Here is a 26062-nt window from a genome sequence, read left to right as displayed (position 1 = left end):
GGCATGACTTTAGCCCTTCTTTTTGACTAGATATAGATTTGAGACCATGAAAAAAATTGCCATCATCGGTGCCAGTGGCTATACCGGGGCCCAAATAACCGCGTTGATTGAACAGGAAGCCGGACTGAGCGTACAAGGGTTGTATGTGTCCGAAAACAGCTTTGATCAGGGCAAAGCACTGACAGAGTTGTATCCGGTTTACCAACCGTTGCCATATGTATTGCAACCTTTGAGCGATACCGCCAAGTCCCAAATTGCCGCTGAAGCCGACGGTGTGGTGCTGGCCACCGAACATGTGGTGAGCCTGGAACTGGCCGCGTGGTTTTATGAAAAGGGCCTGAGTGTGTTTGATCTTAGCGGCGCCTACCGTTTTGCGGATGTTTCCCAATACCCAAAATGGTACGGTTTTAACCATACTCAACCCCAGGTATTGGCGCAGGCCGTATACGGGCTGGCCGAGTGGAACGCTGAGCTGATCCCTGGCAGCCGGATGATTGCGGTTCCCGGTTGTTACCCCACCGCCTCTTTGCTGGCCTTGAAACCGCTGGCCCATTTACTGACCGATGCCTGGCCGGTCATCAATGCGGTCAGTGGCGTTACCGGCGCCGGGCGCAAGGCGCGGCAACACACCAGCTTTTGCGAAGTGAGTCTTACGCCCTATGGGGTGCTGGGCCATCGCCATCAGCCCGAAATTGCCACTTATCTGGATCATCCGGTTGTTTTCACGCCGCATCTGGGCAATTTCAAGCGGGGGATCCTCGCCACCATTACCGCTCAGTTGCAGCCCGGTACCACGGCCGCACAGGTAGAAGAGGCTTACCGGATATATGATGACGCCAACGTGGTGATGGTCAATGGCCAGCGTTTTCCCAAAGTGGACGACGTGGTACTGACGCCAAATTGCCATATCGGCTGGAAATTTGATGAAAGCAGTGGTTATGTAGTGGTTGCCAGCGCGATTGACAATTTGATGAAAGGCGCTGCCAGTCAGGCACTTCAATGCATAAAGATTCATTTTAATCTGTAATTTGAGCCGCTAAGGCGGCATTTTTGAGAGCTTGGGTTATGAACACGAATGACAGTGTGTTGGTTCTGAAGGTCGGCGGCGCGTTGATGCAGTGCGAAATGGGCATGGCGCGATTGATGGACACGGCCGCCAAGATGTTGTCCCAGGGACAAAAAGTGGTATTGGTGCATGGCGGCGGTTATCTCGTGGACGAGCAGCTAAAAGCCAATGGCATGGAAACCGTGAAACTGGAAGGACTGCGGGTGACTCCGCCAGAACAGATGCCCATTGTTGCCGGCGCATTGGCGGGCACCTCCAATAAAATCCTGCAGGGCGCCGCTGTTAAGGCGGGCGTCGTGGCGGTAGGCATGAGCCTGGCAGACGGCAATCTGGTGGAAGCAAACATCAAGGATGAACGGCTGGGGCTGGTGGGTGAAGTGACCCCCAAAGACAGTGCCTACCTGCAGTTCGTGCTGGCCCAGGGCTGGCTGCCCATTGTCAGCTCCATCGCCATCTCCGCCCAGGGCGAATTGCTCAACGTGAATGCGGATGAAGCGGCAACGGTTTTGGCCAAACTGGTGGGCGGTAAATTGGTGCTGTTGTCGGATGTTTCCGGGGTGCTGGATGGTAAAGGACAGTTAATCCCGCAACTGAACCGGGCGCAAATCCAGCAGCTGGTGCAGCAGGGCGTGATTGAAAAAGGCATGAAAGTAAAAGTAGAGGCTGCGCTGGAGGTGGCGGAGCAGATGGGGCAACCGGTACAGGTGGCCTCGTGGCGAGATGCAGCCCAGTTGGCTGCCCTTGCCCAGGGAGAAAACATCGGAACACAAATTCAACCGTAAGTAAGGATTAGTTATGAAGCACCTTTTGTCCCTTAAAGACTTGAGCCAATCCCAGTTGTTGGCTCTGCTGGAGCTGGCACAAAAAATCAAGGCCAACCCCGCCGAATACCGTCATGCGTTGGATGGAAAAAACGTTGTGATGTTGTTTGAAAAGCCGTCTTTGCGCACCCGAGTCAGTTTCGATATCGGCATCAATAAACTCGGCGGACACTGTGTCTACATGGATCAACAAAATGGTGCTTTGGGCAAGCGGGAATCCGTTGCCGATTTTGCCGGCAACATCTCCCAGTGGGCTGACGCCATTGTGGCGCGTACTTTCAGCCACCTGACCATTGATGCCTTGGCTAACACCGCAAGCGTGCCGGTGATCAATGCCCTGTCAGACCTGTATCACCCTTGTCAGGCGCTGGCGGATTTGCTCACCCTGAAAGAGGTGCTGGGAGATTTGAGCCACCTGAAGCTGGCGTACATGGGGGATGGTAACAATGTGACCCATTCGCTGATGCTGGGCGTTGCATTGCTGGGCGCACAGATGACCGTTATCTGCCCGGAAGGCAATTTTCCCGACGGTTTTGTTGTCACTCAGGCACAAGAAGTGGCGGCAGCACACGGCGGCAGCTTGTTGTTAACCCCGGATGTAAGCGCCCTTGAAAACGTCGATGCGGTTTACACCGACACATGGATTTCCATGGGGGACGATACGGAATTGTCCGACATCGAAGCCAAATTTGCCCAATATCAGGTCAATCAGGCGCTGATGGAACAATACAAGGTGAAATACTTCATGCATTGTCTGCCGGCGCATCGCGGGGTGGAAGTGACAGATGAAGTGATGGATGGTGAGACATCGCTGGTGTTGCAGCAGGCACAAAACCGGATGCATGCCCAGAACGCAGTACTTGTCACATTGTTAAGTTGATGGCCCGAGGCCTTTTTATCCAGGAAATATAAGATGTCTATTGCACAGAAAAAAACACAAGTGAAAAAGGTGGTACTGGCTTACTCCGGCGGTTTGGATACTTCAGCCATTATCCCTTGGTTGAAAGAAAACTATGACAACTGCGAAATCGTCGCCTTTTGCGCCGATGTGGGCCAGGACCCGGAAGAACTGGTTGGGCTGACGGAAAAAGCCCTGGCATCCGGCGCATCCGAGTGCCATATCGTGGATCTTAAAGAAGCGCTGGTGGAAGATTACATCTACCCGACCATTGCCACCGGCGCCGTATACGAAGGCACCTACCTGCTCGGTACCTCCATGGCGCGGCCGATTATTGCCAAAGCCCAGGTGGAAGTTGCCCGTAAAGTGGGCGCTGATGCCCTGGCCCATGGTTGCACCGGCAAAGGCAATGATCAGGTACGTTTCGAAGGCTGTTTTGCCGCATTGGCACCGGATCTTAAAGTGATTGCACCCTGGCGGGAATGGACCATGCAAAGCCGTGAAGATTTGCTGGCATATCTGGCAGAGCGCCAGATTAAAACCACCGCGTCTGCCACCAAAATCTACAGCCGTGACGCCAACGCCTGGCATATCTCCACCGAAGGCGGTGAGCTGGAAAGCCCATGGAATGAACCCAGCAAAGCGGTTTGGACCTGGACCGTCGATCCGGAAGAAGCCCCGGATGCTGCCGAATATGTCACTGTAGACGTGAAAGACTGCCGGGTGGTTGCCGTGAACGGCGAGCAGCTGTCCCCTTATGCCGCCCTGGTCAAGCTCAATGACATTGCGGCAGCTCACGGCGTTGGTCGGGTGGACATTACCGAAAACCGCCTGGTGGGGATGAAATCCCGTGGTTGCTACGAAACTCCCGGTGGCACCGTCATGATGACCGCCCTGCGCGCGGTGGAAGAACTGGTGCTGGATAAAACCAGCCGTGCCTGGCGTGAGCAGATCGCTGCCCAGATGGCACACCTGGTCTATGACGGCCGCTGGTTTACGCCGCTGTGCAACTCCCTGTTGGCCGCCTCTGAAGCACTGGCCCAGGATGTGAACGGCGAAGTGGTGATTAAACTCTATAAAGGGCAGGCCACTGCCGTGAAGAAACGTTCACCCAACAGTCTGTACTCCGAAGCCTTTGCCACTTTTGGTGAAGATGATGTATATGATCAGAAACATGCAGAAGGCTTTATCCGTCTGTATTCTCTGGCCAGCCGTATCCGCGCCATTAACAGCAACAAGTAAGCTTGTGCGCTATGGGGCGCTTCGGCGCCCTTTTTGTTTATCAGTAACCGAGGAATTTCAACATGGCACTATGGGGTGGCCGGTTCAGTGGCCCAAGCAGCGAGCTTTTTCAACTTTTCAATGACTCTCTGCCAGTGGATTATCGCTTGGTGGAGCAGGATATTCAGGGGTCCGTGGCCTGGGCGGCCGCCATTGCCAGCGTGGGTGTGTTGACCGAGGCGGAACGGGTATCCTTGCAGCAGGCACTGGAGCAACTGCGACAGGAAGTGAAAGACAATCCTCAGCAGATTTTAGCGTCAGGTGCAGAAGACATTCACAGCTTTGTAGAGCAAAAACTGATTGAAAAAGTGGGCGATTTGGGCAAAAAGCTGCATACAGGACGCTCCCGTAACGACCAGGTAGCGACCGATCTCAAACTGTGGTGTAAGGAAGAGTCCGAGCACTTGCTCAGCTTGTTGACCCAGTTGAAAAGTGCCCTGCTGGCGCTTGCTGAACGGGAACTGGATGCGGTAATGCCGGGGTATACCCATTTGCAGCGTGCCCAGCCTGTGACCATGGGACATTGGGCTTTGGCCTATGTGGAAATGTTTGAACGGGACTTGAGCCGCCTGCAGGACACCATGAAGCGCTTCAATACCTGTCCACTGGGCAGTGGCGCGTTGGCCGGCACCGCCTATGCCATCGATCGCCAGGCGCTGGCCAGCAGTCTGGGATTTGCCGCGCCGACCCTGAACAGCCTTGATGGCGTGTCAGACCGGGATCATGTGGTAGAGCTTTGCAGCGATGCCGCCATTAGCATGATGCACTTGAGCCGTATGGCGGAAGACATGATTTTCTTCAATTCCGGTGAGGCTAACTTCATTGAACTGGCGGATAACGTTACCTCCGGCTCTTCGCTGATGCCCCAGAAAAAAAATCCGGATGCACTGGAGCTCATCCGTGGCAAAACCGGCCGGGTTTATGGCTCGCTTACCGGCATTCTGACCACCATGAAGGCATTGCCACTGGCCTATAACAAGGACATGCAGGAAGACAAGGAAGGGCTGTTTGACGTGATGGACAGCTGGAGCTTGTGCCTGAAAATGGCAACCTTGGTACTGGAAGGCGTAAAGGTTAACCGCAGTCGTGCTTTACAGGCGGCGCAGCAGGGGTATGCCAACGCCACCGAACTGGCGGATTATCTGGTATCCAAGGGCATGCCGTTTCGTGAAGCTCACCATGTGGTGGGTGAAGTGGTGCTCAAAGCCATTGCCGAAGGCCAGCCCATTGAAGCCTTGCCGTTAGCCACACTGCAATCCTATGCCGCGGTGATTGATGATGATGTGTATCCAAACCTGACCATTGATGCTTGCCTGGCAAAACGCAACGTATTGGGCGGCACGGCGGTGGTGCAGGTAAAAGCGGCTTTGGACGCCAAAAAATACTAATGCCCGTTCTGGGAGATAAAAAAACGCGCCCATGGGCGCGTTTTTTTACATGTTGCTTAAGTGCTCAGTTAGTGAAACAGCTCTTCGGCAGTGCTGCCGGCATCCAGGAAAATATTGTTGCCCTCTGCCCCGTCATTGGCATATTCCTTGGGCTCCGTGCCCTGAATGAAATACTCAAAATCACTGGTGTAATCATTTTTCCGTGACAGTTTGCCGGTAGCCAAATCAATGCGCACCGAAACAATGCCAGGGGGTGGCGTTATCGGACGTTCAGGGGTGCCCTGCAGCACATCATGCATAAACTCGTTCCAGGCAGGGCCTGCGGTTTTGGCGCCGGATTCCGCCCCGGAAATCTGATCCTTGGCACCATTGGGGTTCCAGGCGACCCGTCCTAATTTGCGGCTGTGATCATCAAATCCCACCCATACTGTGGTGACCAAGTCGGGATTGAAACCACTGAACCAGGTATCCCGTGATTCATTGGTGGTACCGGTTTTCCCCGCGATATCATGGCGTTTTACCACTCGGGCAGCACGCCAGGCCGTACCGTTCCACCCGGTGCCGTGTCGCCAGTTGCCGCCCCCCCAGATAACGCTTTTGAGGGCATCGGTAATTAAAAATGCTACCTGTTCGGAAATGACCCGTTGAGCCCGGCGAGCTTGCGGATTGTCACAGTTGTAAGGCAGCAAGTGCGGGGCGCCGTCTGCTATTGCTTGTGGCGTCATGCTTGGTGTGGCCGGGTCTGGCTCCGGAGTTTTACAGGCGAGAGCGGGCTGTGCCTGCTCAATGCGGTCACCATAGGCATCTTCCACCCGGTTGATAAAGTAGGGCTCCAGTAACAGCCCGCCATTAGCGAAACTGGAAAATGCAGTGACCACCTGCAAGGGGGTTACCGAGGGCGAACCCAATGCCAGTGATTCATTGCGGTTTAAATCCGCAGGGTCAAAGCCGAATCGGGTCAGTTTTTCAATGGCCGCATCCAGCCCCACGTAACGCAGCGTTCTGACGGACATTACGTTGATGGACTGGGCCAGTCCCACACGCAGGCGGGTAGGGCCGCCGTAAACATCCGGTGAGTTTTTCGGCCGCCAGGCAATGCCCTGGCTTAAATCCGGTTTGTTGATGGGGGCGTTGTTAATCAGGGTGGCAAGGGTGTATCCCTTTTCCAGCGCCGTGGCATAAATGAAGGGTTTGATGTTGGAACCCAATTGGCGTTTGGCCTGCACCACCCGGTTGTACTGGCTTTGGCTAAAGCTGAAACCACCTACCAAGGCACGGATGGCACCATCGTGGGGATCAAGGGATACAATGGCGCTGGCCACCTGGGGAATTTGTGACAGCTGCCAACTGTCACCCATGGGGCGAACCCAGATTTGCTCGCCAGGCTTTAGCACCTCTTCCGCGGTTTTGGGAATGGCGCCCTGGCGCCGATCACTAATGAAGCGCCGGGCCCAGTTCAGTCCTTCCCAGGGCAGGGTGATCGTATTGCCATCAGCCAGCAACACTTGTGCCTGCTGGGCTTCAACCTGCATTACCGCCGCCGGTTGCAAATCCTGTAAGGGCGCCGTGGCCTGTAATTTTTCCAGCAGTTGTGGTTGTGATGGCGGCGTATCGGTCCAGAGTACGGTTTGTGGTCCGCGATAACCATGGCGCTCATCATAGGCGTATACATTGTTACGCAGCGCTTTTTGGGCTTTCTGCTGCATGTGGGAGTTCACCGTGGTGTATACATTGTATCCACCGGTATAGGCTTCCTCTTCGCCATATTTTTGCACCATGTAGTCCCGGGCCATTTCGGAAACATAAGGGGCATAAAGATCAATTTCAGCACCGTGGTAGGTGGCGGTAATCGGCGCGTCTGCCGCCAGCGTATATTCCTGTTGGTTAATGTAACCCACCTCAAGCATGCGCTTTAACACCACATTGCGGCGGGTAAGCGCTCGCTCCGGTGAAGAGATGGGGTTCATGGTCGAAGGGGCCTTGGGCAAACCGGCAATAACAGCCATCTGTGCCAGCGTGAGTTCGTTGACATCTTTGCCATAATAGACTTGGGCGGCCGCCCCAACACCGTATGCCCGTTGTCCCAGATAAATCCGGTTGACGTACAACTCAAGAATTTCATCCTTGGTCAAGAGTTGCTCTATGTGAAGTGCGATAAAGATTTCTTTCACTTTGCGGATAAACTTCTTATCCCGGGTCAGAAAGAAATTGCGGGCCACCTGCATGGTAATGGTACTGGCACCTTGGCGTTTCTGTCCGGTGGTCAACATGACCAAGGCCGCGCGCATGACACCTATGGGGTCGACACCTTTATGCTCATAAAAACGGGCATCTTCCGTGGCAATGAAAGCCTGGAGTAGAGGTTTGGGGACTTCATCAAGCTGCAGCGGGATGCGACGCTTCTCGCCGAATTGGGAGATGAGCTTGCCGTCGCTGGAGAATACTTTCAGCGGCGTTTGGAGTTTGACCGTTTTTAGCGTTGTGACATCTGGGAGATCGGGCAAAACGTAATAATAAGCGCCGACAATGGCAATGATGCCCAATAGCGTAAGACTAAAAACAGCGATAAGAATGCGTTTTAACCACTTCACCGGATTATTCCATAACCTGTTGAGGGTTAAATAGTATATAAGGCACAGATGCTGGGGTGAAGTGAATTACAATTATTAAAAAATAAACAGTTTAAAATGTTAATGGAATTTTATATAAAGATCACAATCAAACTATGATTGTGCTACGCTTGGGTGCAACAAAAACGATAAGGCGCAGGGATCATGCTTTCTAATCTGTGGAAGCGTCAAGCCCCTCAAATGGTCGGCATAGACATCGGCTCATACGAGGTCAAGGCTATTTTGTTGGGTAAGACCGCTGAAAGTTATAAAGTACAGGCATACGCGTCGGTGCCTGTGAAAAAGGGCGCCGTCAGCGACCATGATATTAGGGATACAGACGCCATTATCGAGTCTTTAAGGCAACTCCGGCGTCAACTGCCAAAATCCTGCAAATATGTTGCGGTTGCCGTTTCCGGTTCAGCGGTGATGACCAAGGTCATCTACATGGATGCCGCATTAACCGAAGCAGAAATGGAAGCCCAAATTGAGATTGAGGCCGATAACCTCATTCCCTATTCCCTCGATGAAGTGTCCATTGATTTTGAAACCCTCAATGCAAATAAGACCGACCCCTCCAAGGTGGATGTATTACTGAGCGCCTGCCGTACCGAGAATATCGACTCCCGCATTGATGTGCTCGATGCCGTGGATTTGGAAGCCAAAGTGGTGGATGTCGAAGGCTACGCCTTGGGGCGCGCTTACGAACTCATTGCCGGTCAACTGCCGCCGGAGGCCGCCAACGGGGTGGTGGTGCTGGTGGACATCGGGGCCAATATGACCACGTTTGCCGTGGTGGAGCAGGGCGAAACCAGTTTTATCCGTGAACAGGCGTTTGGTGGCGAAATCTTCACACAATCAATCCTTTCCTTCTATGGCATGAACTATGAGCAGGCGGAAAAAGCCAAGGTGGATGGGGAGTTGCCCCGTAATTACATGTTTGAGGTCTTGTCACCGTTTCAAAACCAGCTGCTGCAACAGATAAAGCGCACCCTGCAGATATACTGCACTTCCAGCGGCAAGGATAAAGTGGATCAGCTAGTGCTTTGCGGTGGCACTTCCAAGCTGGAAGGCATGGCCAATCTGCTGACCAATGAGCTGGAAATTCCCACCGTGATTGCCGATCCGTTTCAGGGCGGATTGCAGGCCGACGAGCATCTGCAACAACAATTGCAACCGAATATCAGTAAATACATGGTGGCTTGTGGTCTCGCATTAAGGAGTTATGGTCAATGGCGAACATAAACTTACTGCCGTGGCGTGAAGAAGCGAGAGAAAAACAAAAGCGGGATTATCTCGGTATTTTGGTAGCGGTATTTATTGCGGCCGGATTGTTGGTATACCTGGCGCTGCAATTCGTTGGGCTGATGACCCATGATCAACAGCAACGCAATGCCTATCTGCAAAATGAAATTCAGCAGCTGGACAAACAAATTGTCGAAATTAATAAAATTAAGCAGCGCAAAGCCGATATTGAAAAACGTACTGAAATTATTTTGGAGCTGCAGCAGTCTAGCAATTTGCCAACGCACATACTGGATGAATTGGTCAGGGTTATCCCGCCCGGTGTTTACCTGTCCAGTGTGGAAAAGAAAGGCAGCATCATCTGGATTGAAGGGCGCAGCGAGTCCAATAACAACGTTGCCAACATGATGCGCAAGATTACCGCATCCACCTGGTTACAGGACCCTACAATGCAATCCATTGTGTCGCAAAAAGACGATATAAGAGAGCTGCAACGGTTTAGCCTGAAAGTGACCATCAAGGGCGTGGAACACATGGCGGCGAAAACTGCCCGCGCCGGTAAAGGGGGCGCAGGCAAATGAAATTTGATTTGAGTCAGTTCAATGACTTGGACATGGAAAACATCGGTGGCTGGCCCAAACAGGTCAAAGTGGTATTTGCCATTATTCTGGCCATTCTGGTATTTGTTGGTGGTTATTTCCTGTTTGTGTCAGATGCTATTGACAGCTATAAATCCGCGCAAGCCAAAGAGCAGCAATTACGGGAAGATTTTCGTAATAAATACCAATTGGCTGCTAATCTGGAATTATATCGTCAGCAGTTGCAGCAGATGGAAGCGCAATTTGCAGAATTGCTGAAAATGCTGCCGTCAGAAAATGAAATGCCCGGATTGCTGGATGATTTGACATTTGTAGCCACCAACGCGGGATTGAGAATTCACAGCATTGACTGGGATGCGGAAATTCAGCGGGATTTTTATGTGGAGTATCCCATTCGCATGTCGGTCACTGGCGATTACCATCAAATGGGCCATATGGTGAGCGGCGTGGCAAAATTGCCCCGTATCGTCAGTCTGCATGATTTCGTGATCAAGCGGGAGGCGGATGGCAAGCTCTCGATGGACGTGTTAGCCAAAACCTATCGTTTCAAGGAAGAGGCGAAAGATGCGACCAAGGCGAAGGGGAAAAGCAAATGAGATGGATATTGCCCCTGATGTTGACGATGTTGTTGGCTGGCTGCATTGGCGACCGTGCAGACCTGCAGCAATTTGTTGAAAGTGTCAGGCAAAACCATGTGGCACGCATACCGCCATTGAAGGAGCCGCCTAAATTTGAGCATTTTCAGTATGATGCTGATTTATTGCGAAGCCCTTTCGTGCCACCGTCGCGGGAATTGACAGCAGAAGCCGTTGATACCACCAAAGACTGTTTGCAACCGGATCTTAACCGGCCAAAAGAGCGCCTTGAAAGTTACGCGCTGGATAATTTGAAAATGCGCGGTACCCTGCGGGACGGTGACAGCATTTGGGCCTTGATTGAAACGGCAGACGGCAATGTATACCGCATCAGCACCGGCCACCATTTGGGGCTTTTCAGCGGGCGCATTACCAACATCACTCCCAGCAGTATTGAAATTACAGAATTGATTCCCGACGGTTCCGGTTGCTGGACAGAACGCAGCAGCAGTCTGGATTTGACCGGCGAATAATAAGCAAAGGAAGAAAGAATAATGAGATTTTCTTTGGTGCATAAAACCCATGAAACAGCAGGCAGCTGGTGGAAAGTTGCGTGGGGCTGCGTGTTGATGGTGAGTCTTGTTCCTTGTGCTTTGGCGGCGAACAAACTTGTGGATGTGAAATATCACACGGTCATTGATCATCAACTGGAGCTGGAGTTGGTGTTTGACAACCCGGTGGCCGAGCCGGCAATTAAACTCAGTGCGGATCCTGCCACGCTGAAACTCACCTTCAGCGATGCCATTTCCACCCTGAAAAAATCCGTGCTGCCCATTAAGCAGGTTGGGGTGACACAAGTCTCCATGGCGCAGCAGCAAAACCAGTTGTTGGTGGATTTGCAATTGAATAAGGTGCGTCCCTATCAGGGCAAAATCGTGGGTAACAGCTATCGTTTGACCATTAACGATGAAGCGATGAGCCCTGCGGATAAAGCCAGTAATCCATTTGTAAACACCATCAAGAATGTCGATTTTCACCGCGCCGGGGATAACGGTGGCGAGCTGCTGGTAAAACTGGGAAATGCCTCAGTTGCCGCCGATGTGCAGCAAGTGGGCGCAAAACTGGAAGTGAAGTTCTATAACACAGACATTCCAGAAGAGATGCTGTATGTGATGGATGTGCAGGATTTTGCCACCCCCGTTCGCAGTTTTGAGACTTTCCGCGAGGAACTGACCTCTCGGTTCCTCATTGATATCCAGGGACCGTATACCTACGACTACAAGCAGGACGGCAATCTGTTTACCCTCACCATGCAAAAAGCGGAAAAAGCCGCGGCAGTGGAGTCGGAAAAAACTTACACCGGTAAAAAGTTGTCACTGGATTTTCAGGACATTTCGGTACGTACCGTGTTGCAAATCCTGGCCGATTACAATGACTTCAATTTGGTCACCAGCGATACGGTTGATGGCAACATCACATTGCGGCTGGATAATGTGCCTTGGGATCAGGCGCTGGATCTGATTTTGAAAACCAAGGGGCTGGATAAGCGTATCGAAGGCAACATCTTAATGGTGGCGCCAGCAGAAGAGATCGCTATCCGTGAAAATCAGGAGCTGAAAAACAAACAGGAAGTGCAAAGCCTGGCACCCTTGTATTCAGAATACCTGCAAATTAATTACGCCAAGGCGACCGATATTGCCAAGTTGCTCAAAGGCGAAGGCACCAGTTTGCTGTCAGAACGTGGCTCAGTTGCGGTTGATGATCGCACCAATACCCTATTGGTAAAAGATACCGCTGCCACCATTGAAAATGTTCATCGGCTTATCAAGGTGTTGGACATTCCCATCAAGCAGGTACTGATTGAGTCCCGCATGGTGACGGTCAGCGATACCGTGGCACAGAACTTGGGGGTACGCTGGGGCGTTACCGATCTGCAGGGCAACAAAGGCACCTCCGGCACGTTGGAAGGGGCATCAAGCCTGGTTTCTGGCACAACGCCGGCATTGGGTGACCGTTTGAACGTGAATCTGCCGGCGGGGGCCAACAGCGCCGCCAGCATTGCGTTTAATGTGGCCAAATTGGCGGATGGCACTATTTTGGATTTGGAATTGAGTGCGTTGGAGCAGGAAAATCAGGGCGAAATTATTGCCAGCCCCCGTATCACCACCTCCAATCAAAAGGCGGCATATATTGAACAAGGGGTGGAAATCCCTTATGTTGAGTCCGCCTCCAGCGGTGCCGCCACCGTGCGATTTAAAAAGGCGGTGCTGTCTTTGCGAGTGACCCCACAGATCACTCCGGATAATCGGGTCATTCTAGACTTGGAGATTACCCAGGATTCTAAAGGGGAAGTGGTAACGACCCCGCTGGGTGAAGCCGTGTCCATCAATACCCAGAAAGTGGGGACTCAGGTGTTGGTGGATAACGGTGAAACGATTGTATTGGGTGGTATTTATCAGCAACAACTGATTAATAGCGTAAACAAGGTGCCGGTATTGGGTGACATTCCCGTACTGGGGGCTCTGTTCCGTAACACCTCAGATGCCAATGAACGTCATGAATTACTGATCTTTGTGACCCCCAAAATCGTGATTGAAAATTTCTGATATTACAGCACTATCCATAAAGCCAGTGTCCTCCACTGGCTTTGCTTTGTGCTAATAATTTAGCTTTAATGGGTGGCGATGCTTGCCTAAAGCCTCATTAAGCTGAGATAATCCCCGGTCAAGTCTCTATAGAGCAAGGTAAAAAAATCCTGTCGGTTTGACTCTGAACCGGCTTTCGGCAAACTTTTCATAAGATTCAGACGTATAAGAAATGGCTGAAAAACGTAATATATTTCTGGTAGGTCCTATGGGGGCGGGTAAAAGCACCATAGGTCGTCACTTAGCACAGATGCTGCATCTGGAATTCCACGATTCAGATCAGGAAATTGAAAGTCGCACCGGCGCAGACATAGCGTGGGTATTTGATGTAGAGGGTGAAGAAGGTTTTCGCCGTCGCGAAGCTCAGGTGATCTCCGATTTAACTGAAAAACAGGGAATTGTACTGGCAACCGGCGGTGGCTCAGTGCAGAGCAAGGATATCCGTAACTATCTCTCTGCGCGGGGCATTGTGGTATATCTGGAAACCACCATTGACAAACAAGTGGCGCGTACACAGCGTGATAAGCGCCGCCCGTTGTTACAGGTGGACAATCCGCGGGACGTGCTGGAAAAACTGGCCGAATTGCGTAACCCGTTATATGAAGAAATCGCAGATGTTGTGGTGAAAACCGATGAGCAAAGTGCCAAGGTTGTTGCCAATCAAATCATTGAACAGTTAGGTTTTTAAGGCCGATTATGGAACGGATCCAGGTAGCGTTGGGGGCACGTAGTTACCCTATTGTCATTGGCCGGGATCTGTTGAAACAGGCTGACGCATTGCTGGTGGATTTTACCGGCAAAACGCTGTTTATTGTCACCAATGATACTGTCGGCCCGCTGTATTTGCAGCGGGTAACCGATGTATTGTCCACCTTCGCTGCAAAAGTGCATGCGGTGATATTACCCGATGGTGAGCAGTTTAAGACACTGGCGCATCTGGACGATATCTTTACCGCGTTACTGGAGCACAATTGTAGTCGTGATGTGGTGATAGTGGCCCTTGGGGGCGGGGTGATTGGCGACATGGCAGGCTTTGCTGCCGCCAGTTATCAGCGCGGCGTGGATTTTATTCAATTACCCACCACTTTACTGGCGCAGGTAGACTCATCGGTTGGCGGCAAAACCGCGGTCAATCATCCGTTAGGCAAAAACATGATAGGTGCGTTTTATCAGCCCAAAGCGGTGCTGATAGACACCTTGTGTTTGCAGACACTGCCCGCTCGGGAATTTGCAGCCGGGATGGCTGAAGTCATCAAGTATGGCATTATTTGGGACAGGGAATTCTTTGCCTGGCTGGAGCAGCATGTGGCTGAGCTTCAGGCGCTAGACCCCCAAGCGTTGTCCTACGCCATTCGCCGTTGTTGTGAAATCAAGGCCGAAGTGGTGGCCGAAGATGAAACTGAACATGGCGTGAGGGCATTGCTCAATCTCGGCCATACCTTTGGTCATGGGATTGAGGCTGAAATGGGTTACGGCAACTGGCTCCATGGGGAAGCTGTTGCGGCTGGCACGGTCCTTGCTGCTGAAACCGCTAACATCATGGGATTGCTGGATGCGTCAATTGTCCGTCGTATTCGACAGCTGCTGGTGAATTTTAATTTGCCGGTAAAAGCGCCTCAGTCCATGGATTTTGAAAGCTTTATCAAACATATGCGGCGTGATAAGAAAGTCCTGGCCGGTCAGATCCGTCTGGTGCTCCCCACCGCCTTGGGGCAGGCAGCTGTCTTTGGCGATGTGAGCGATTCACTTCTGGCACAGGTTATCCGCCAACATTAATCACTGTGGTGATGTGAATGGCTGGCGAACAACTGCTTTTACCCTCCCAGGAGGCCTTGCTTCACCGATTGCAGCACCTTGCTTGCTATGGCGAGCAACTGGTGTTGCTGGAAGGTGAAAAGGGGGCCGGTAAAACCACCCTGTTGACGGCATTGGCGAACGGGCTGGATGATTGCAATCTGGCGCTTGTTGCGTGCCCTCAATATGCCACTGCCGGCGAAATCCGTCGTAAAATCATCATGCAGTTGTTGCCAGATCCCCTGTTTGACGATGAAGCACCATTGGCGGATACACTGCTGCGTTTTATTCCCGAACTGCACACCCCTTTGCACATACTGGTGGATGATGCCGAATACCTGCCGCTCACGTTGTGGGCGGAGTGCTTGTTGTTGACCCAACTGCAATGCGCCGGTGCTACCGTAACGCTCACCTTGGCGGTTAACGCCGGGTTCGGCCAGCAGTTATTGCCCCAGTTGCCAAAACCCCAACGACAATGGTTATTGCCGGTAACGCTAGAGCCTTTGTCGTTGCCTGAGCGGGAAGGCTTGTACCAAACCCTGCTGACACGTTCACAACAACCGGTATTTACCCCCAGAAGCATTGTTATTAAGCAGCTGGAGCAACAAAGTGGCACACCGGCGGCGGTGCTGCAACTGGTACAATTGGCGCTTGACGGAACCCCCAGTGCCCGTAAAACATGGCCATGGCGCCGGTTGACGCTGGGGTTGTTGCTGGTCGTTTTATTGCTGTCGTCAGCCATCTGGTACATTGGCAAGTGGATGACCCCCTTGCCCCAACAGCCCGTGGCTACACTAGTCATCCATGGGGATTATCGCTTACCGGACACATTATGGCAGTGGTTGCCAATAGCCTATCGCCCCACGGCAGCTCCAATTGCCCCGGATGACGTTGCGCCGTTGTCGCCGCTCTTGCCGGCACTGACAAGCCCTGCCGTGATGGCCGCACATCAAACAGTTGTGGCCCCTAACACGGCGCCAGTTAGTGAGTCGAAAAGTACATTGCTGGAGGATGCGGCGGCCACCGCTGATGTGGTGACGGCGGACATTCCCACTAGCACTGCGCCAGCTGCAGTGGAAATCGGGCAGGCAAGCGCGGTATCTGCTGCCGAAAACCCGGTGGCTGCAGCCCCCGAACAAAGTGTTACTGTTGAGCCTGCCATTACCGTGGTGGGCGAGCTGCCCAAGCGCGGTTATACGCTGCAGCTGGTTAGCATGAAACAGCGCGCCTCTGCCAATGAATACCTTACGGCACTTTATCTCAAGGCTCCTGCCGGTAGAACGGACATCTGGCTGTGCCGTCATGGGCAGTGGTGGGTCATTCTCCAAGGCAATTTCACCAGCCGTCAGCAAGCACTCACTGCGGCACAAAACTGGCAGCAAGAAACCGGTGAGCAGGCATGGATTCGGGCGTGGAAAGCCATTCAGGGCTACCAGCCCCAACCCTTGCCATAACCGTGATATTTACAGGCAAACAAGGTACAATCTCGGCTTCGTACGAGTGGGCATCACACATAAATGAATAAAAAACAACGGGCCTTTTTGAAGTGGGCTGGCGGAAAATTCAAGCTGGTTGATGCTATCACCCGTCATTTACCCCAAGGGCAGCGCTTGGTGGAACCTTTTGTCGGCGCAGGCTCCGTCTTTCTCAACACCCATTACGCCAGCTATCTGCTATGCGATATCAATCAGGATTTGATTGACCTGTACCAGATTATTCAGCGTGAGCCACAGCGTTACATCGGTGCGGTAGGGGAGCTTTTTGTCCCTGAAATGAACGACCGGGATGCCTTTTACCGAGTGCGGGACAGGTTCAACCGCAGCCGCTGTGCATTTGATAGGGCCGTGAGTTTTTTGTACCTGAATCGTCACGGTTTTAACGGATTGTGTCGTTACAACCGCCGCGGCGCTTTCAATGTGCCGTTTGGTTCCTATAAAAAGCCCTATTTCCCCGAACGGGAAATCCTCGCCTTTGCCGCCAAGGCCGACAAAGCCGAATTTGTGTGTATGGGGTATGAGCAGGCGTTTGCCCAGCTGCAATCCGGCGATGTGGTGTATTGCGATCCGCCTTATGCTCCCTTATCCACAACCGCCAGCTTTACCACCTATGTGGGGGCCGGTTTTAGCTTGGATGATCAAGCCATTCTGGCACGTTGCTCTCGGCATACGGCCTGTGAAAAAGGGATCCCCGTGGTGATTAGCAATCACGACATTGCCCTGACGCGGGAGCTTTACCGTGGCGCGCAGATGGAAACACTGCAAGTGCAGCGCAACATTAGCCAAAAGGGCAGCGCCCGCACCAAAGTGGATGAGCTGATTGCCCGTTATGATCATACCTGCCAATGGGATGACAACGCGGTTTAAGGCAAATTGCCGTTAGTTAGCGGTGAGAAATGGAGAGAAAAAGGCATGTTTACCCGCACCATGCCAAGACAAGCTGCTATAAAGCGGAACGTCTGGCCGGTGATATGCCATCAAGCGGTTTGCGCTCATGGCCGTGCAACAACTCCAGCAAATCAATAAAGTGGAATTGTCCGGAGCGGCTTTTGCCGCTGAACCAGCTGCCCCAGCTCAAATCATCTTCCTGCACGGCACAGCGGTTGTTGGGGCTATTGCCCGGCAGTTGGGTGTTGTAGTCGGTGATCTGGCTGCAGTATTTGCTGCGGGAATTATCGGTGATCAGCAGGGTTTGCACTGTCACGGCGGTAAGCCCTACACTACCGGCAGCGGTTGCCAGTATCAGCGCAGATTTCATGCCAACGATGCCATGCATTATTTTAGAGGCCATTTTCCCTTCGCCGAAGATGTGACAGTTTTTCGAGTATATCAAAATTGCTGTTAAATTAAACAGCTTTTTGGTAAGACCAGAAAAATGCCATTTTATCGACCGCAATCGGGATAATCATGGCGCTTTCGCTAGAGCCTGACCGCCTTGGCGGGTAAAATAGACGACTTCTTAAACATCCCGTGAGAATTTTATGCGACCTTTTTTGATAGCCCCATCCATTTTGTCGGCTGACTTTGCCCGTTTGGGGGCAGAGGTTGATGCGGTGCTGGCAGCGGGTGCCGATGTGATTCATTTTGATGTGATGGATAACCATTATGTCCCCAACCTCACCTTTGGGCCGATGATATGCAAAGCGCTGCGCAAATACGGGGTTACTGCGGATATTGACGTGCACCTGATGGTGAAACCGGTGGACACGCTGATCCCTGATTTTGCCAACGCCGGCGCTTCCATCATCACTTTCCATCCTGAAGCCAGTGAGCATGTGGACCGCTCTTTACAATTAATCCGTGACCACGGTTGCAAGGCGGGACTGGTATTTAATCCGGCCACGCCCTTGAGCTATCTGGATTACGTGATGGACAAACTGGACGTTATCATGCTGATGTCGGTAAACCCAGGGTTTGGCGGCCAGTCTTTCATTCCGGCCACCATGGACAAGTTGGCCCAGGTACGGCAACGCATTGAGCAAAGTGGCTATGATATTCGCCTGGAAGTGGATGGCGGTGTCAAAGAGGACAATATCGCCGCCATTGCCAAGGCCGGTGCCGACATGTTCGTGGCCGGTTCGGCAATTTTTGGTCAGGATGACTACAAAGCGGTAATTGACAGAATGCGACAGGCATTGGCAGGGCTTTAAGGATGACAGATTTTACACAAATAAAAGGCATTGCGTTTGATTTGGATGGTACGCTGGTAGACAGCGTACCGGATTTGGGCGCGGCTTGCCGGGCAACATTGCAGGATTTGGCATTAAGCCCCTGCAGTGATGAACAGGTGCGTAACTGGGTGGGCAATGGCACCACCATGCTGATGCGCCGGGCCATGCACAACAGCCTGGGCTGTGAGCCCACCGATGCCCAGATGGACAAGGCCATGCCGCTGTTCATGCAGCATTACCAGCAGTGCCTGAATCAGTACAGCTGCTTGTATGAGGGTGTGGCTGAGGTGTTGCCAAAGCTGCACCAGCAGGGCTATCGTCTGGCAATTGTGACCAATAAACCGTACAAATTCACCGTGCCCTTATTGCAGTCCTTTGGCATTGCGCCGCTGTTTTCATTGATTCTTGGGGGTGACAGCCTGGATAAAATGAAGCCCGATCCGCTGCCGCTGCAGCATGTGATGCAACAATGGCAACTGGAGACCCACGAATTCCTGATGGTGGGGGATTCCCGTAACGATATCCGGGCAGCCAAAGCGGCATCGGTGGCTGCCGTCGGCTTGACCTACGGTTACAACTACGGTGAAGATATCAGTCTCAGCGGCCCGGATGTCGTCTGTGATCATTTTGAGCAAATTCTGGCGTTATTGGCGTCAAAGTAAACGGAGTAAATAAAACATCATGAGCAGTAACAGCAAACCTATTGTATTCAGCGGTGCCCAGCCTTCCGGTGAATTGACCATCGGCAACTATATCGGCGCATTGCGGCAGTGGGTGAATATGCAAGAAAGCCATGATTGCATTTACTGTGTGGTGGATTTACATGCGATAACGGTACGCCAGGACCCGCAAAAACTGCGTAAAGCCTGCCTGGATACACTGGCCCTGTACCTTGCATGTGGTGTAGACCCGCAAAAAAGCACGGTATTCATGCAATCGCAGGTACCGGAACATACCCAGCTGGCCTGGGCACTCAATTGCTACACCCAGATGGGTGAGCTGAGCCGCATGACCCAGTTCAAGGACAAGTCCCAGCGCCATGCCAATAATGTGAATGTGGGCCTGTTTGATTATCCGGTATTGATGGCCGCCGACATTTTGCTGTACCAGGCCAACCTGGTACCGGTCGGGCAGGATCAGAAACAGCACCTGGAACTGACCCGTGATATTGCCACCCGTTTCAACAACGCCTACGGTGATACTTTCACCGTGCCGGAGCCGTTCATTCCAGAGTTGGGTGCCAAAGTCATGGCATTGCAGGAACCCACCAAGAAGATGTCCAAGTCCGATGACAATCGCAATAACGTGATTGGACTGCTGGAAGATCCCAAAGCGGTGATGAAAAAGCTGAAAAAGGCGATGACCGACAGCGAAGAGCCACCAGTGGTGCGTTTTGATGTGGAAAACAAACCCGGGGTGTCTAACCTGTTGAGCCTGATGTCCGGGGTGACCGGCGACAGCATCCAGTCACTGGAAGCGCAGTTTGAAGGCAAAATGTATGGCCATCTGAAAACCGCTGCCGGTGATGCCGTAGTGGCCATGCTGGAACCGCTGCAGCAGCGTTATCAGCAATACCGTGAGGATACCGATTACCTTAACCAGGTGTTGCACGAAGGGGCCGAAAAAGCCCGGGTGCGTGCTGCTGCCACCTTGAAGCTGACCTACGACAAGCTGGGGTTCCTGCTGTAATGGCAACAGGGGTGTGCTAAAAGAAAAAGCCGGCAACAGTCACTGTTACCGGCTTTTTTAGTGCCATGTGTTGGCCATTGTGCAGGGAAGATTAGTTGGTCGCGATATAGTCGAACATGCGGATGACTTTGCGCACACCGGAGGTGTTGCGGGCAATCTCCGTGGCCAAATCCCCTTGCTCCCTGCTGACCAGCCCCAGCAAGAACACCTCGCCATTTTCGGTGACCACCTTGATGCGGGTCATATCCAGATTCTTGTCGTTCAACATGCGCCCTTTCACCTTGGTGGTGATCCAGGTGTCATTGCTGCGGGTGGTAAAGGATACCGGATTGCCGATGCGGATTTGATTGTGAATCTTGCCGCCCAACTGCAGGGATTGCACCTGTTTAACCGCTTGATCACGCAGTCGGGAGTTAGGGGCCTGACCAATCAGCAGTACATTGCCGTTCATGCTGATGCCGTTGATGTTGCATTGGGATTTCAGCGCTTCATCGGTGGCCAGTACGGCGCTTATTCGAAATTCGGTATTGGTATCGTCCAGTTGGGTTGAAAGCGGGCGCTCATCATTGAGCATCACCGCGCCGCCCACCGTGCCCGCCATCATGGCGCCGGCACATCCCCCCAGTAACCACAGGCTAAGGCTCAGCAGGAGCAATGCTCTCATTGGTTGTCATCCTGTGGGAAAAGCGTGCGGTCAATGCTGTCACACAGGCAGTGGATCACCAGCAGGTGCACTTCCTGGATGCGGGCGGTAACGTTGGAAGGCACGCGAATTTCCACATCATTGGTGCTTAGCAGTCCCGCCATGGCGCCGCCGTCTTTGCCGGTAAGTGCCACAATGGTCATGTCCCGGCTCAAGGCGGCTTCCATTGCTTTAATCACGTTACGGGAGTTACCGCTGGTGGAGATGGCCAGCAGAATGTCGCCGGGCTGGCCCAATGCCAGTACCTGCTTGGAAAACACTTCGTCATAGCTGTAATCGTTGGCAATGGCTGTCAGGGTTGAGCTGTCCGTGGTCAGTGCCAGTGCCGGCAGGGGTGGACGTTCAATCTCAAAGCGGTTGAGCAACTCCGCTGAAAAATGCTGGGCATCACCGGCGCTGCCGCCGTTGCCGCAAGCCAGAATTTTATGGCCACCCAGCAGGCAGTTCACCATCATGGCGGTGGCTTTTTCAATGTCGTCAGGTAACGCTTCCGCCGCATCGATTTTGGTTTGGATAGACTCGGTGAAGCAGTCTTTGATACGTTCTAACATCTGTTCATCCTTCACTGACAGAATCACTATCATGCCATAGTCTGTGAGATATTTCAGGCATCGACAGCGGTTAAATAAGATGATTTTTTAACGGGTTAAAAAGCAGCGATAAGCCAATTTACCTGGTCGCCGTCAATGGCTATCACGTCAAAACGGCAGGCATCGCTAATGTCATGTTGTTGCAAATAGCAGCTGGCGGCTTTGCGAATGCGTTGCTGCTGGGCGGCGGTCAGCGCCTGTAATGCACCGCCAAATCCCCGGCCGGTACGGTATTTCACTTCCACGAATACCCAGGTGCCGTGCTGTTTCATCACCAAATCCAGCTCGCCAAAGGGGTAGCGCACATTCTGTTCGACAAATGACAGCCCCTGTTGTTCAAGATAACGCCGGGCGAACTGTTCTGCATCCTTGCCGCTACTCATGCCATCTGCTCCGTTACTGAGGGCGCAATACTCCGTGGCGGTATTTGCCCCATTGCAACTGCCGGTTTAATACGCCGTCATTATCCACCGAGATAAGCCCGGTGCGGCCACTGAATTGATAGCCCGGGAATGCGCGCATCTGCGCCAGTTTGTTCACTAGCTGCAAGGCATCAAAGCCCATGGCATACAAGCGTTTTTGGGTACTGCCCCAGGTTGGCCACAAGGTGGCTACCGTACTGTCGCCATCATGTTGTAACAGCCAGGGAATATCGCTAATGGTGATGTTGTTGAGCTCTTGCACCGTTTGGCGGTTATCGTGCTGGCGTGCCCGGCTGCTGGTATAAATGGGCACGGGCTCGGCAAACACGCTGAAATTCACGTCGATATAGGGTTTGAGCAGTGGAAGTGCCTGATTGCTGCAGATCATGTAAATGGCATCAATGTCCCGCCGGGAGCGAAAATCCGCCTTTATCTGACTTCCCAGTACGCTGCGAAGCTGCTTGATGCGATGCTGACTGTCGCTGACCCCAAGGGCGGTTTGTACTGTATCGCGCATGTTATCCGGTGCAAAATAATGGACTTCAGCGGCCTCGTCGGTAAGTGACTGCCAACTGGCATTAAAGCTTTCCGCCATCCGGCGGCCGATATTGTCGTTACTGACCAGCAGCAGGGGCCGTTCAATCCCGTCCTGATACATGCGCTGGGCCGCATCTGCCGACTCCTGGGTAGGCGACAGGGCAAAATAGTATTTATCTTGATCCACCACCATCTTGGCGGTGTGGTTCAGAAAAAGCTCTGGCGGTGCGGTTAATGACTGAGGCGCTGGCATGGGCGCCGTGGCGGCGGTTGCAGGCGTCTGCGGGGGAAGTTTGGGCGGCTGCAGGGCGAGGATTTTATCCACTTCATTGGGCAGCAGCGGGCCGATGATGAAATCACTTCCCTGGGTCAGGGCTTGCTGGTACGCGGTGTCGGCGCCTTTGGCAGTATCGTAAAAATTGATGCTGACGTTTTCATCCGGCTCTGCCAGATAAGCGGCAATTATTCCCTGGCGCAAGGGCGCTGCCAGTTCTGCCCGTGGGCCGCTAAGGGGCAGTAATACCGCAATTTGCCGGGGATGATAGGGTTTGGTGTTAAGCGCCCGATGCAGGTCTTGTGGCAACTGCAATGCCGCCGGATGAGACGGATTGAGGCGCTGCCATTGGCTTAAATGGCTGATGAGACTGGCAGGGTCCACGGCATAGTGCTTGGCCAGATAGGCCAGCTGCAACCAGCCCCGGTACAGGGCATCACTGCTGTGATTGGCTTGCTGCTCCAGCTGCGTTTCCGGCAACGGTTTCAGCAGGCGCCATATCTGTTGGTATTGCTGCTGGGCCGCAGTGGCCGGCAGGTATTGGCTCCAGAAGCTTAACTCTTTGGCTTGCAACAAGGGCTGTTTGGTCTTTTCATACAGCCGGGCCCGCATTTGGTGATAATCATTCCATTGCCATTGGGGCAGTTGCCACTGGGACTGAAACTGCAATTGGCCCAGCGCTTCGCCAAGCTGGCCTTGCTGCTCCAGCACTCTGGCCTGCAAATAGCGGTATTGCGCCATCAACTCGGCATCTGTGCGCTGCTCATGCTGCAAGGCATTGAGGATTTCAGCGGCAGAGGTGGTCTGGTTATCATCCAGATACGCTTTGGCTGCCAGCAACATCAAGCGTTGCCGGTGTTGGGCATTGCTGGCTTTTGCTGCCTGGGCCAGATAGGCCGCTGGCGCTTGTGTCGCCGTTTGCAGCGAAATTGCCTGACGGTCACTCGGGGCTACAGGCTGGGTGGGGCCACTGGCACACCCCCAGAGGCTGGCAAGCAGCAAAACGGCAATTGTGGGCTTAATGAGATTCTGGCTTTTCAACACAAGGCGGTACTCTGGTAAGATGCTGGCCTTAGTTTAACCTTCTATGTTGTCCAGCGAAAGACCGGACAATCTGTTATCCGAGGTGGTTATGAGCGTGTCCGTTGCTCTTTATATTGTTCCAACCCCCATAGGGAATCTTGGTGACCTCACCCCGCGGGCGATTGAGGTGTTGTCAACCGTGAGCCTGATTGCTTGTGAGGACACCCGCCACAGCGGTAAGCTGTTGAGTCACTTCAATATTACAACCCGTACCATGGCCTTGCACGACCACAATGAACGGGCGAGAGCCCAGTGGTTCATTGACAAACTGCAAGCCGGTGAGTCGGTGGCGCTGATAAGCGATGCCGGCACGCCGCTGATTTCCGACCCGGGTTACCATTTGGTGTCACAGGTACGCGCGGCAGGTTTTCAGGTGGTGCCGCTTCCGGGCGCCTGTGCGGCCATTACGGCCCTGTCTGCCTCGGGATTGCCGTCAGATCGCTTTTCGTTTGAGGGTTTTTTGCCTGCCAAAGACAAAGCCCGTACAGACAAGCTGGAATCGCTGAAAGAAGACAGTCGTACCCTGATTTTTTATGAGTCCCCTCACCGCATTCTGTACAGCCTGGCGGCACTGGAACAGGTGTTCGGTGCCGAGCGGCCCATGGTGATGGCCCGGGAGCTCACCAAAACCTTCGAGACGTTTTTATCCGGCACCATAGGGGAAATCCGCCAACAGGTGGAAGCCGACCCCAACCAGCAGAAAGGGGAAATAGTGCTGATGTGCCATGGGCATGTTTGCGCAGATGATGATGCCATTCCCGCCAAGGCACTGGACACCCTGCAACGGCTTTGTGGTGAGTTGCCCCTGAAAAAAGCCGCGGCCATTACCGCTGACATTTATGGCCTGAAGAAAAACGCACTCTACAAACAGGGCTTGGAGCAGGGCTGGTAACAGAAAAAATTGGCCTTGGGCGCTACCTGGGATATAATCCGCCGCGAGTTGACCGGGCAGTCGCTGCGTTCGCAAGAACGGGGAGGAAAGTCCGGGCTCCACAGAGCAGGGTGCCAGATAACGTCTGGGCGGCGCGAGCCGACGACAAGTGCAACAGAGAACAGACCGCCTGCCTTCGGGCCGGTAAGGGTGAAACGGTGCGGTAAGAGCGCACCGCGCGGCTGGCAACAGTCCGTGGCAAGGTAAACTCCACCCGGAGCAAGATCAAATAGGGTTCCTTATGGCGTGGCTCGCGTTGGAACCGGGTAGATTGCTTGAGCCTGCGAGCGATTGCAGGCCTAGAGGAATGGCTGCCGCTCCCTTTGGGAGAACAGGACCCGGCTTATAGGTCAACTCACCTAAACAATATAAGACGCTGTTTTTGCTTTGTTTTTGATTTTATTTGAAACCGCTGGTAAAAAGGTGGTACACAAGTGAGACATTTACAATGCAGAAATGGCGTTTTTTGTTTCAGATATAGGCTACCCCAACGACTTATTCCAATTGTCGGAAAAACAGAGACTATATACAATTTGATTGTTCCCTGTAGGGATTTTAAAATTATCACATGACTTGTAAGTGATGTGATGCCACACTGCCAAATGCATCGACATGCTTAACATAAACAGAGCGTATAGCTGGCTTTCGTAAGTATTGCCAAGTAGCTTTATGTTAGAAGGGGCATTGAGAATGCGTGAGCCAGTTGGAGGGTGGCGTGAGCTTAGCTTGCAAATTCAAGTGGATTTGTTTTTTAACCAGTGGTTTGGCGTTTGATTTAACTAGCTTAATTAGAAGGTAAAATATGGATTTTTGCATTTAACTATGGGTTAGTTTAGGGAATAAGAAATGAAAGCTTTACTTTCAATAAAACCAGAGTTTGTTGATAAGATTTTTTCGGGTGAGAAACTGTTTGAATATAGGAAAGCGATTTTTAAACGACCAGAAGTTAAATCTGTTGTTATATATTCTACTATGCCGGAAGGTAAGATCGTCGGAGAGTTTAAGATTGGAAATATTTTAGCAAAGTGTCCTGAAGAACTATGGGAAGAAACAAAAGAGGCGTCAGGAATCGAAAAGGAATTTTTTGATGAGTACTTTGTTAATAGAAAAGTTGCATACGCTATAGAGATTAAGGAATTGACTAGATATAGTCAGCCTATAGACCCTTACGAAAATGATGTGGATTTTAAAGCTCCGCAATCGTTCAAATATTTAGATTATTCTGGAAGTTTTTGCTAAGTATCT

At 52.5% G+C, this 26062-nt stretch carries 25 protein-coding genes and 1 other RNA gene; 20 read left to right on the top strand and 6 right to left on the bottom strand.

The genetic code is table 11. The features are described from left to right. Positions 1-46 precede the first annotated feature (46 nt). The 5 genes from argC (at position 47) to argH (ending at position 5454) form a co-directional block, all read left to right on the top strand. Positions 47-1027: an N-acetyl-gamma-glutamyl-phosphate reductase gene (gene argC, locus ACIDEJ_RS09855; RefSeq protein WP_411987897.1), complete on the top strand. Its 981-nt coding sequence runs from the start codon at positions 47-49 to the stop codon at positions 1025-1027. A 38-nt stretch (positions 1028-1065) separates the two neighbouring features. Further along, complete coding sequence (argB, locus tag ACIDEJ_RS09850) at positions 1066-1848, top strand: acetylglutamate kinase (RefSeq protein WP_411987896.1); 783 nt, start codon at positions 1066-1068, stop codon at positions 1846-1848. A gap of 13 nt (positions 1849-1861) precedes the next feature. Beyond that, on the top strand, positions 1862-2767 hold the full coding sequence (locus ACIDEJ_RS09845) for an ornithine carbamoyltransferase (RefSeq protein ID WP_411987895.1): 906 nt from the start codon (positions 1862-1864) through the stop codon (positions 2765-2767). Positions 2768-2800: 33 nt separating this feature from the next. Continuing rightward, the gene (locus tag ACIDEJ_RS09840; RefSeq protein ID WP_411987894.1) at positions 2801-4027 is read left to right on the top strand and encodes an argininosuccinate synthase; all 1227 of its coding nucleotides are present in this window, start codon (positions 2801-2803) and stop codon (positions 4025-4027) included. Between the two features lie 62 nt (positions 4028-4089). Then, positions 4090-5454 (top strand): argininosuccinate lyase, encoded by a 1365-nt coding sequence (gene argH / locus ACIDEJ_RS09835; RefSeq protein ID WP_411987893.1) that lies wholly within the window; start codon positions 4090-4092, stop codon positions 5452-5454. A gap of 68 nt (positions 5455-5522) precedes the next feature. On the opposite strand, the gene ACIDEJ_RS09830 is transcribed toward argH, so the two are convergent. Then, positions 5523-8045 (bottom strand): penicillin-binding protein 1A, encoded by a 2523-nt coding sequence (locus ACIDEJ_RS09830; RefSeq protein ID WP_411987892.1) that lies wholly within the window; start codon positions 8043-8045, stop codon positions 5523-5525. A 183-nt stretch (positions 8046-8228) separates the two neighbouring features. On the opposite strand from ACIDEJ_RS09830, the gene ACIDEJ_RS09825 reads away from it, so the two are divergent. The 9 genes from ACIDEJ_RS09825 to ACIDEJ_RS09785 all read left to right on the top strand — a co-directional run bounded on the left by ACIDEJ_RS09825 (position 8229) and on the right by ACIDEJ_RS09785 (position 17284). After that, a complete protein-coding gene (locus tag ACIDEJ_RS09825) occupies positions 8229-9308 on the top strand; it encodes a pilus assembly protein PilM (protein WP_411987891.1) in 1080 nt (359 codons plus the stop codon). Continuing rightward, complete coding sequence (locus tag ACIDEJ_RS09820; protein WP_411987890.1) at positions 9296-9889, top strand: PilN domain-containing protein; 594 nt, start codon at positions 9296-9298, stop codon at positions 9887-9889. Before ACIDEJ_RS09825 ends, ACIDEJ_RS09820 begins: the two co-directional genes overlap by 13 nt. After that, the gene (locus tag ACIDEJ_RS09815; protein WP_411987889.1) at positions 9886-10503 is read left to right on the top strand and encodes a type IV pilus inner membrane component PilO; all 618 of its coding nucleotides are present in this window, start codon (positions 9886-9888) and stop codon (positions 10501-10503) included. Before ACIDEJ_RS09820 ends, ACIDEJ_RS09815 begins: the two co-directional genes overlap by 4 nt. Next, positions 10500-11015: a pilus assembly protein PilP gene (locus tag ACIDEJ_RS09810; RefSeq protein WP_411987888.1), complete on the top strand. Its 516-nt coding sequence runs from the start codon at positions 10500-10502 to the stop codon at positions 11013-11015. Before ACIDEJ_RS09815 ends, ACIDEJ_RS09810 begins: the two co-directional genes overlap by 4 nt. Before the next feature lie 21 nt (positions 11016-11036). Continuing rightward, positions 11037-13088 (top strand): type IV pilus secretin PilQ, encoded by a 2052-nt coding sequence (locus tag ACIDEJ_RS09805; protein ID WP_411987887.1) that lies wholly within the window; start codon positions 11037-11039, stop codon positions 13086-13088. 211 nt (positions 13089-13299) lie between these two features. Next, on the top strand, positions 13300-13815 hold the full coding sequence (aroK, locus tag ACIDEJ_RS09800; protein ID WP_411987886.1) for a shikimate kinase AroK: 516 nt from the start codon (positions 13300-13302) through the stop codon (positions 13813-13815). Positions 13816-13823: 8 nt separating this feature from the next. Continuing rightward, positions 13824-14903 (top strand): 3-dehydroquinate synthase, encoded by a 1080-nt coding sequence (aroB, locus tag ACIDEJ_RS09795; RefSeq protein ID WP_411987885.1) that lies wholly within the window; start codon positions 13824-13826, stop codon positions 14901-14903. A gap of 17 nt (positions 14904-14920) precedes the next feature. Next, positions 14921-16375: an AAA family ATPase gene (locus ACIDEJ_RS09790; RefSeq protein ID WP_411987884.1), complete on the top strand. Its 1455-nt coding sequence runs from the start codon at positions 14921-14923 to the stop codon at positions 16373-16375. A gap of 63 nt (positions 16376-16438) precedes the next feature. Further along, complete coding sequence (locus ACIDEJ_RS09785; protein ID WP_411987883.1) at positions 16439-17284, top strand: Dam family site-specific DNA-(adenine-N6)-methyltransferase; 846 nt, start codon at positions 16439-16441, stop codon at positions 17282-17284. Between the two features lie 76 nt (positions 17285-17360). On the opposite strand, the gene ACIDEJ_RS09780 is transcribed toward ACIDEJ_RS09785, so the two are convergent. Next, complete coding sequence (locus tag ACIDEJ_RS09780; RefSeq protein WP_411987882.1) at positions 17361-17675, bottom strand: hypothetical protein; 315 nt, start codon at positions 17673-17675, stop codon at positions 17361-17363. Between the two features lie 223 nt (positions 17676-17898). Here ACIDEJ_RS09780 and rpe point away from each other — a divergent pair, with 223 nt between their 5' ends. From rpe to trpS, 3 genes are read left to right on the top strand one after another with little or no spacing between them, the layout of a single operon-like run. After that, on the top strand, positions 17899-18567 hold the full coding sequence (gene rpe, locus ACIDEJ_RS09775; RefSeq protein ID WP_411987881.1) for a ribulose-phosphate 3-epimerase: 669 nt from the start codon (positions 17899-17901) through the stop codon (positions 18565-18567). A 2-nt stretch (positions 18568-18569) separates the two neighbouring features. Continuing rightward, positions 18570-19250, top strand: coding sequence for a phosphoglycolate phosphatase (locus ACIDEJ_RS09770; protein WP_411987880.1), 681 nt, complete (start codon positions 18570-18572; stop codon positions 19248-19250). 19 nt (positions 19251-19269) lie between these two features. Beyond that, positions 19270-20277, top strand: coding sequence for a tryptophan--tRNA ligase (gene trpS / locus ACIDEJ_RS09765; protein WP_411987879.1), 1008 nt, complete (start codon positions 19270-19272; stop codon positions 20275-20277). Positions 20278-20368: 91 nt separating this feature from the next. Here trpS and ACIDEJ_RS09760 read toward each other — a convergent pair whose 3' ends face one another. From ACIDEJ_RS09760 to ACIDEJ_RS09745, 4 genes are all read right to left on the bottom strand, one after another. Next, the gene (locus ACIDEJ_RS09760) at positions 20369-20941 is read right to left on the bottom strand and encodes a BON domain-containing protein (RefSeq protein ID WP_411987878.1); all 573 of its coding nucleotides are present in this window, start codon (positions 20939-20941) and stop codon (positions 20369-20371) included. Continuing rightward, positions 20938-21531 (bottom strand): phosphoheptose isomerase, encoded by a 594-nt coding sequence (locus ACIDEJ_RS09755; RefSeq protein WP_411987877.1) that lies wholly within the window; start codon positions 21529-21531, stop codon positions 20938-20940. Before ACIDEJ_RS09755 ends, ACIDEJ_RS09760 begins: the two co-directional genes overlap by 4 nt. Positions 21532-21626: 95 nt before the next feature. Continuing rightward, a complete protein-coding gene (locus ACIDEJ_RS09750; RefSeq protein ID WP_411987876.1) occupies positions 21627-21953 on the bottom strand; it encodes a YraN family protein in 327 nt (108 codons plus the stop codon). A gap of 13 nt (positions 21954-21966) precedes the next feature. After that, a complete protein-coding gene (locus ACIDEJ_RS09745; RefSeq protein ID WP_411987875.1) occupies positions 21967-23847 on the bottom strand; it encodes a penicillin-binding protein activator in 1881 nt (626 codons plus the stop codon). An 88-nt stretch (positions 23848-23935) separates the two neighbouring features. Here ACIDEJ_RS09745 and rsmI point away from each other — a divergent pair, with 88 nt between their 5' ends. The 3 genes from rsmI (at position 23936) to ACIDEJ_RS09730 (ending at position 26056) form a co-directional block, all read left to right on the top strand. Continuing rightward, a complete protein-coding gene (gene rsmI / locus ACIDEJ_RS09740; RefSeq protein WP_411987874.1) occupies positions 23936-24778 on the top strand; it encodes a 16S rRNA (cytidine(1402)-2'-O)-methyltransferase in 843 nt (280 codons plus the stop codon). A gap of 44 nt (positions 24779-24822) precedes the next feature. Continuing rightward, positions 24823-25179, top strand: an RNA gene (gene rnpB, locus ACIDEJ_RS09735) — RNase P RNA component class A. 484 nt (positions 25180-25663) lie between these two features. Further along, on the top strand, positions 25664-26056 hold the full coding sequence (locus tag ACIDEJ_RS09730; protein ID WP_411987873.1) for an ASCH domain-containing protein: 393 nt from the start codon (positions 25664-25666) through the stop codon (positions 26054-26056). Positions 26057-26062: the final 6 nt, after the last annotated feature.

The organism is Shewanella mytili, from assembly GCF_046765975.1.
GTDB lineage: Bacteria > Pseudomonadota > Gammaproteobacteria > Enterobacterales > Shewanellaceae > Shewanella > Shewanella mytili.
This window is presented reverse-complemented; position numbering and strand designations above follow the sequence as displayed.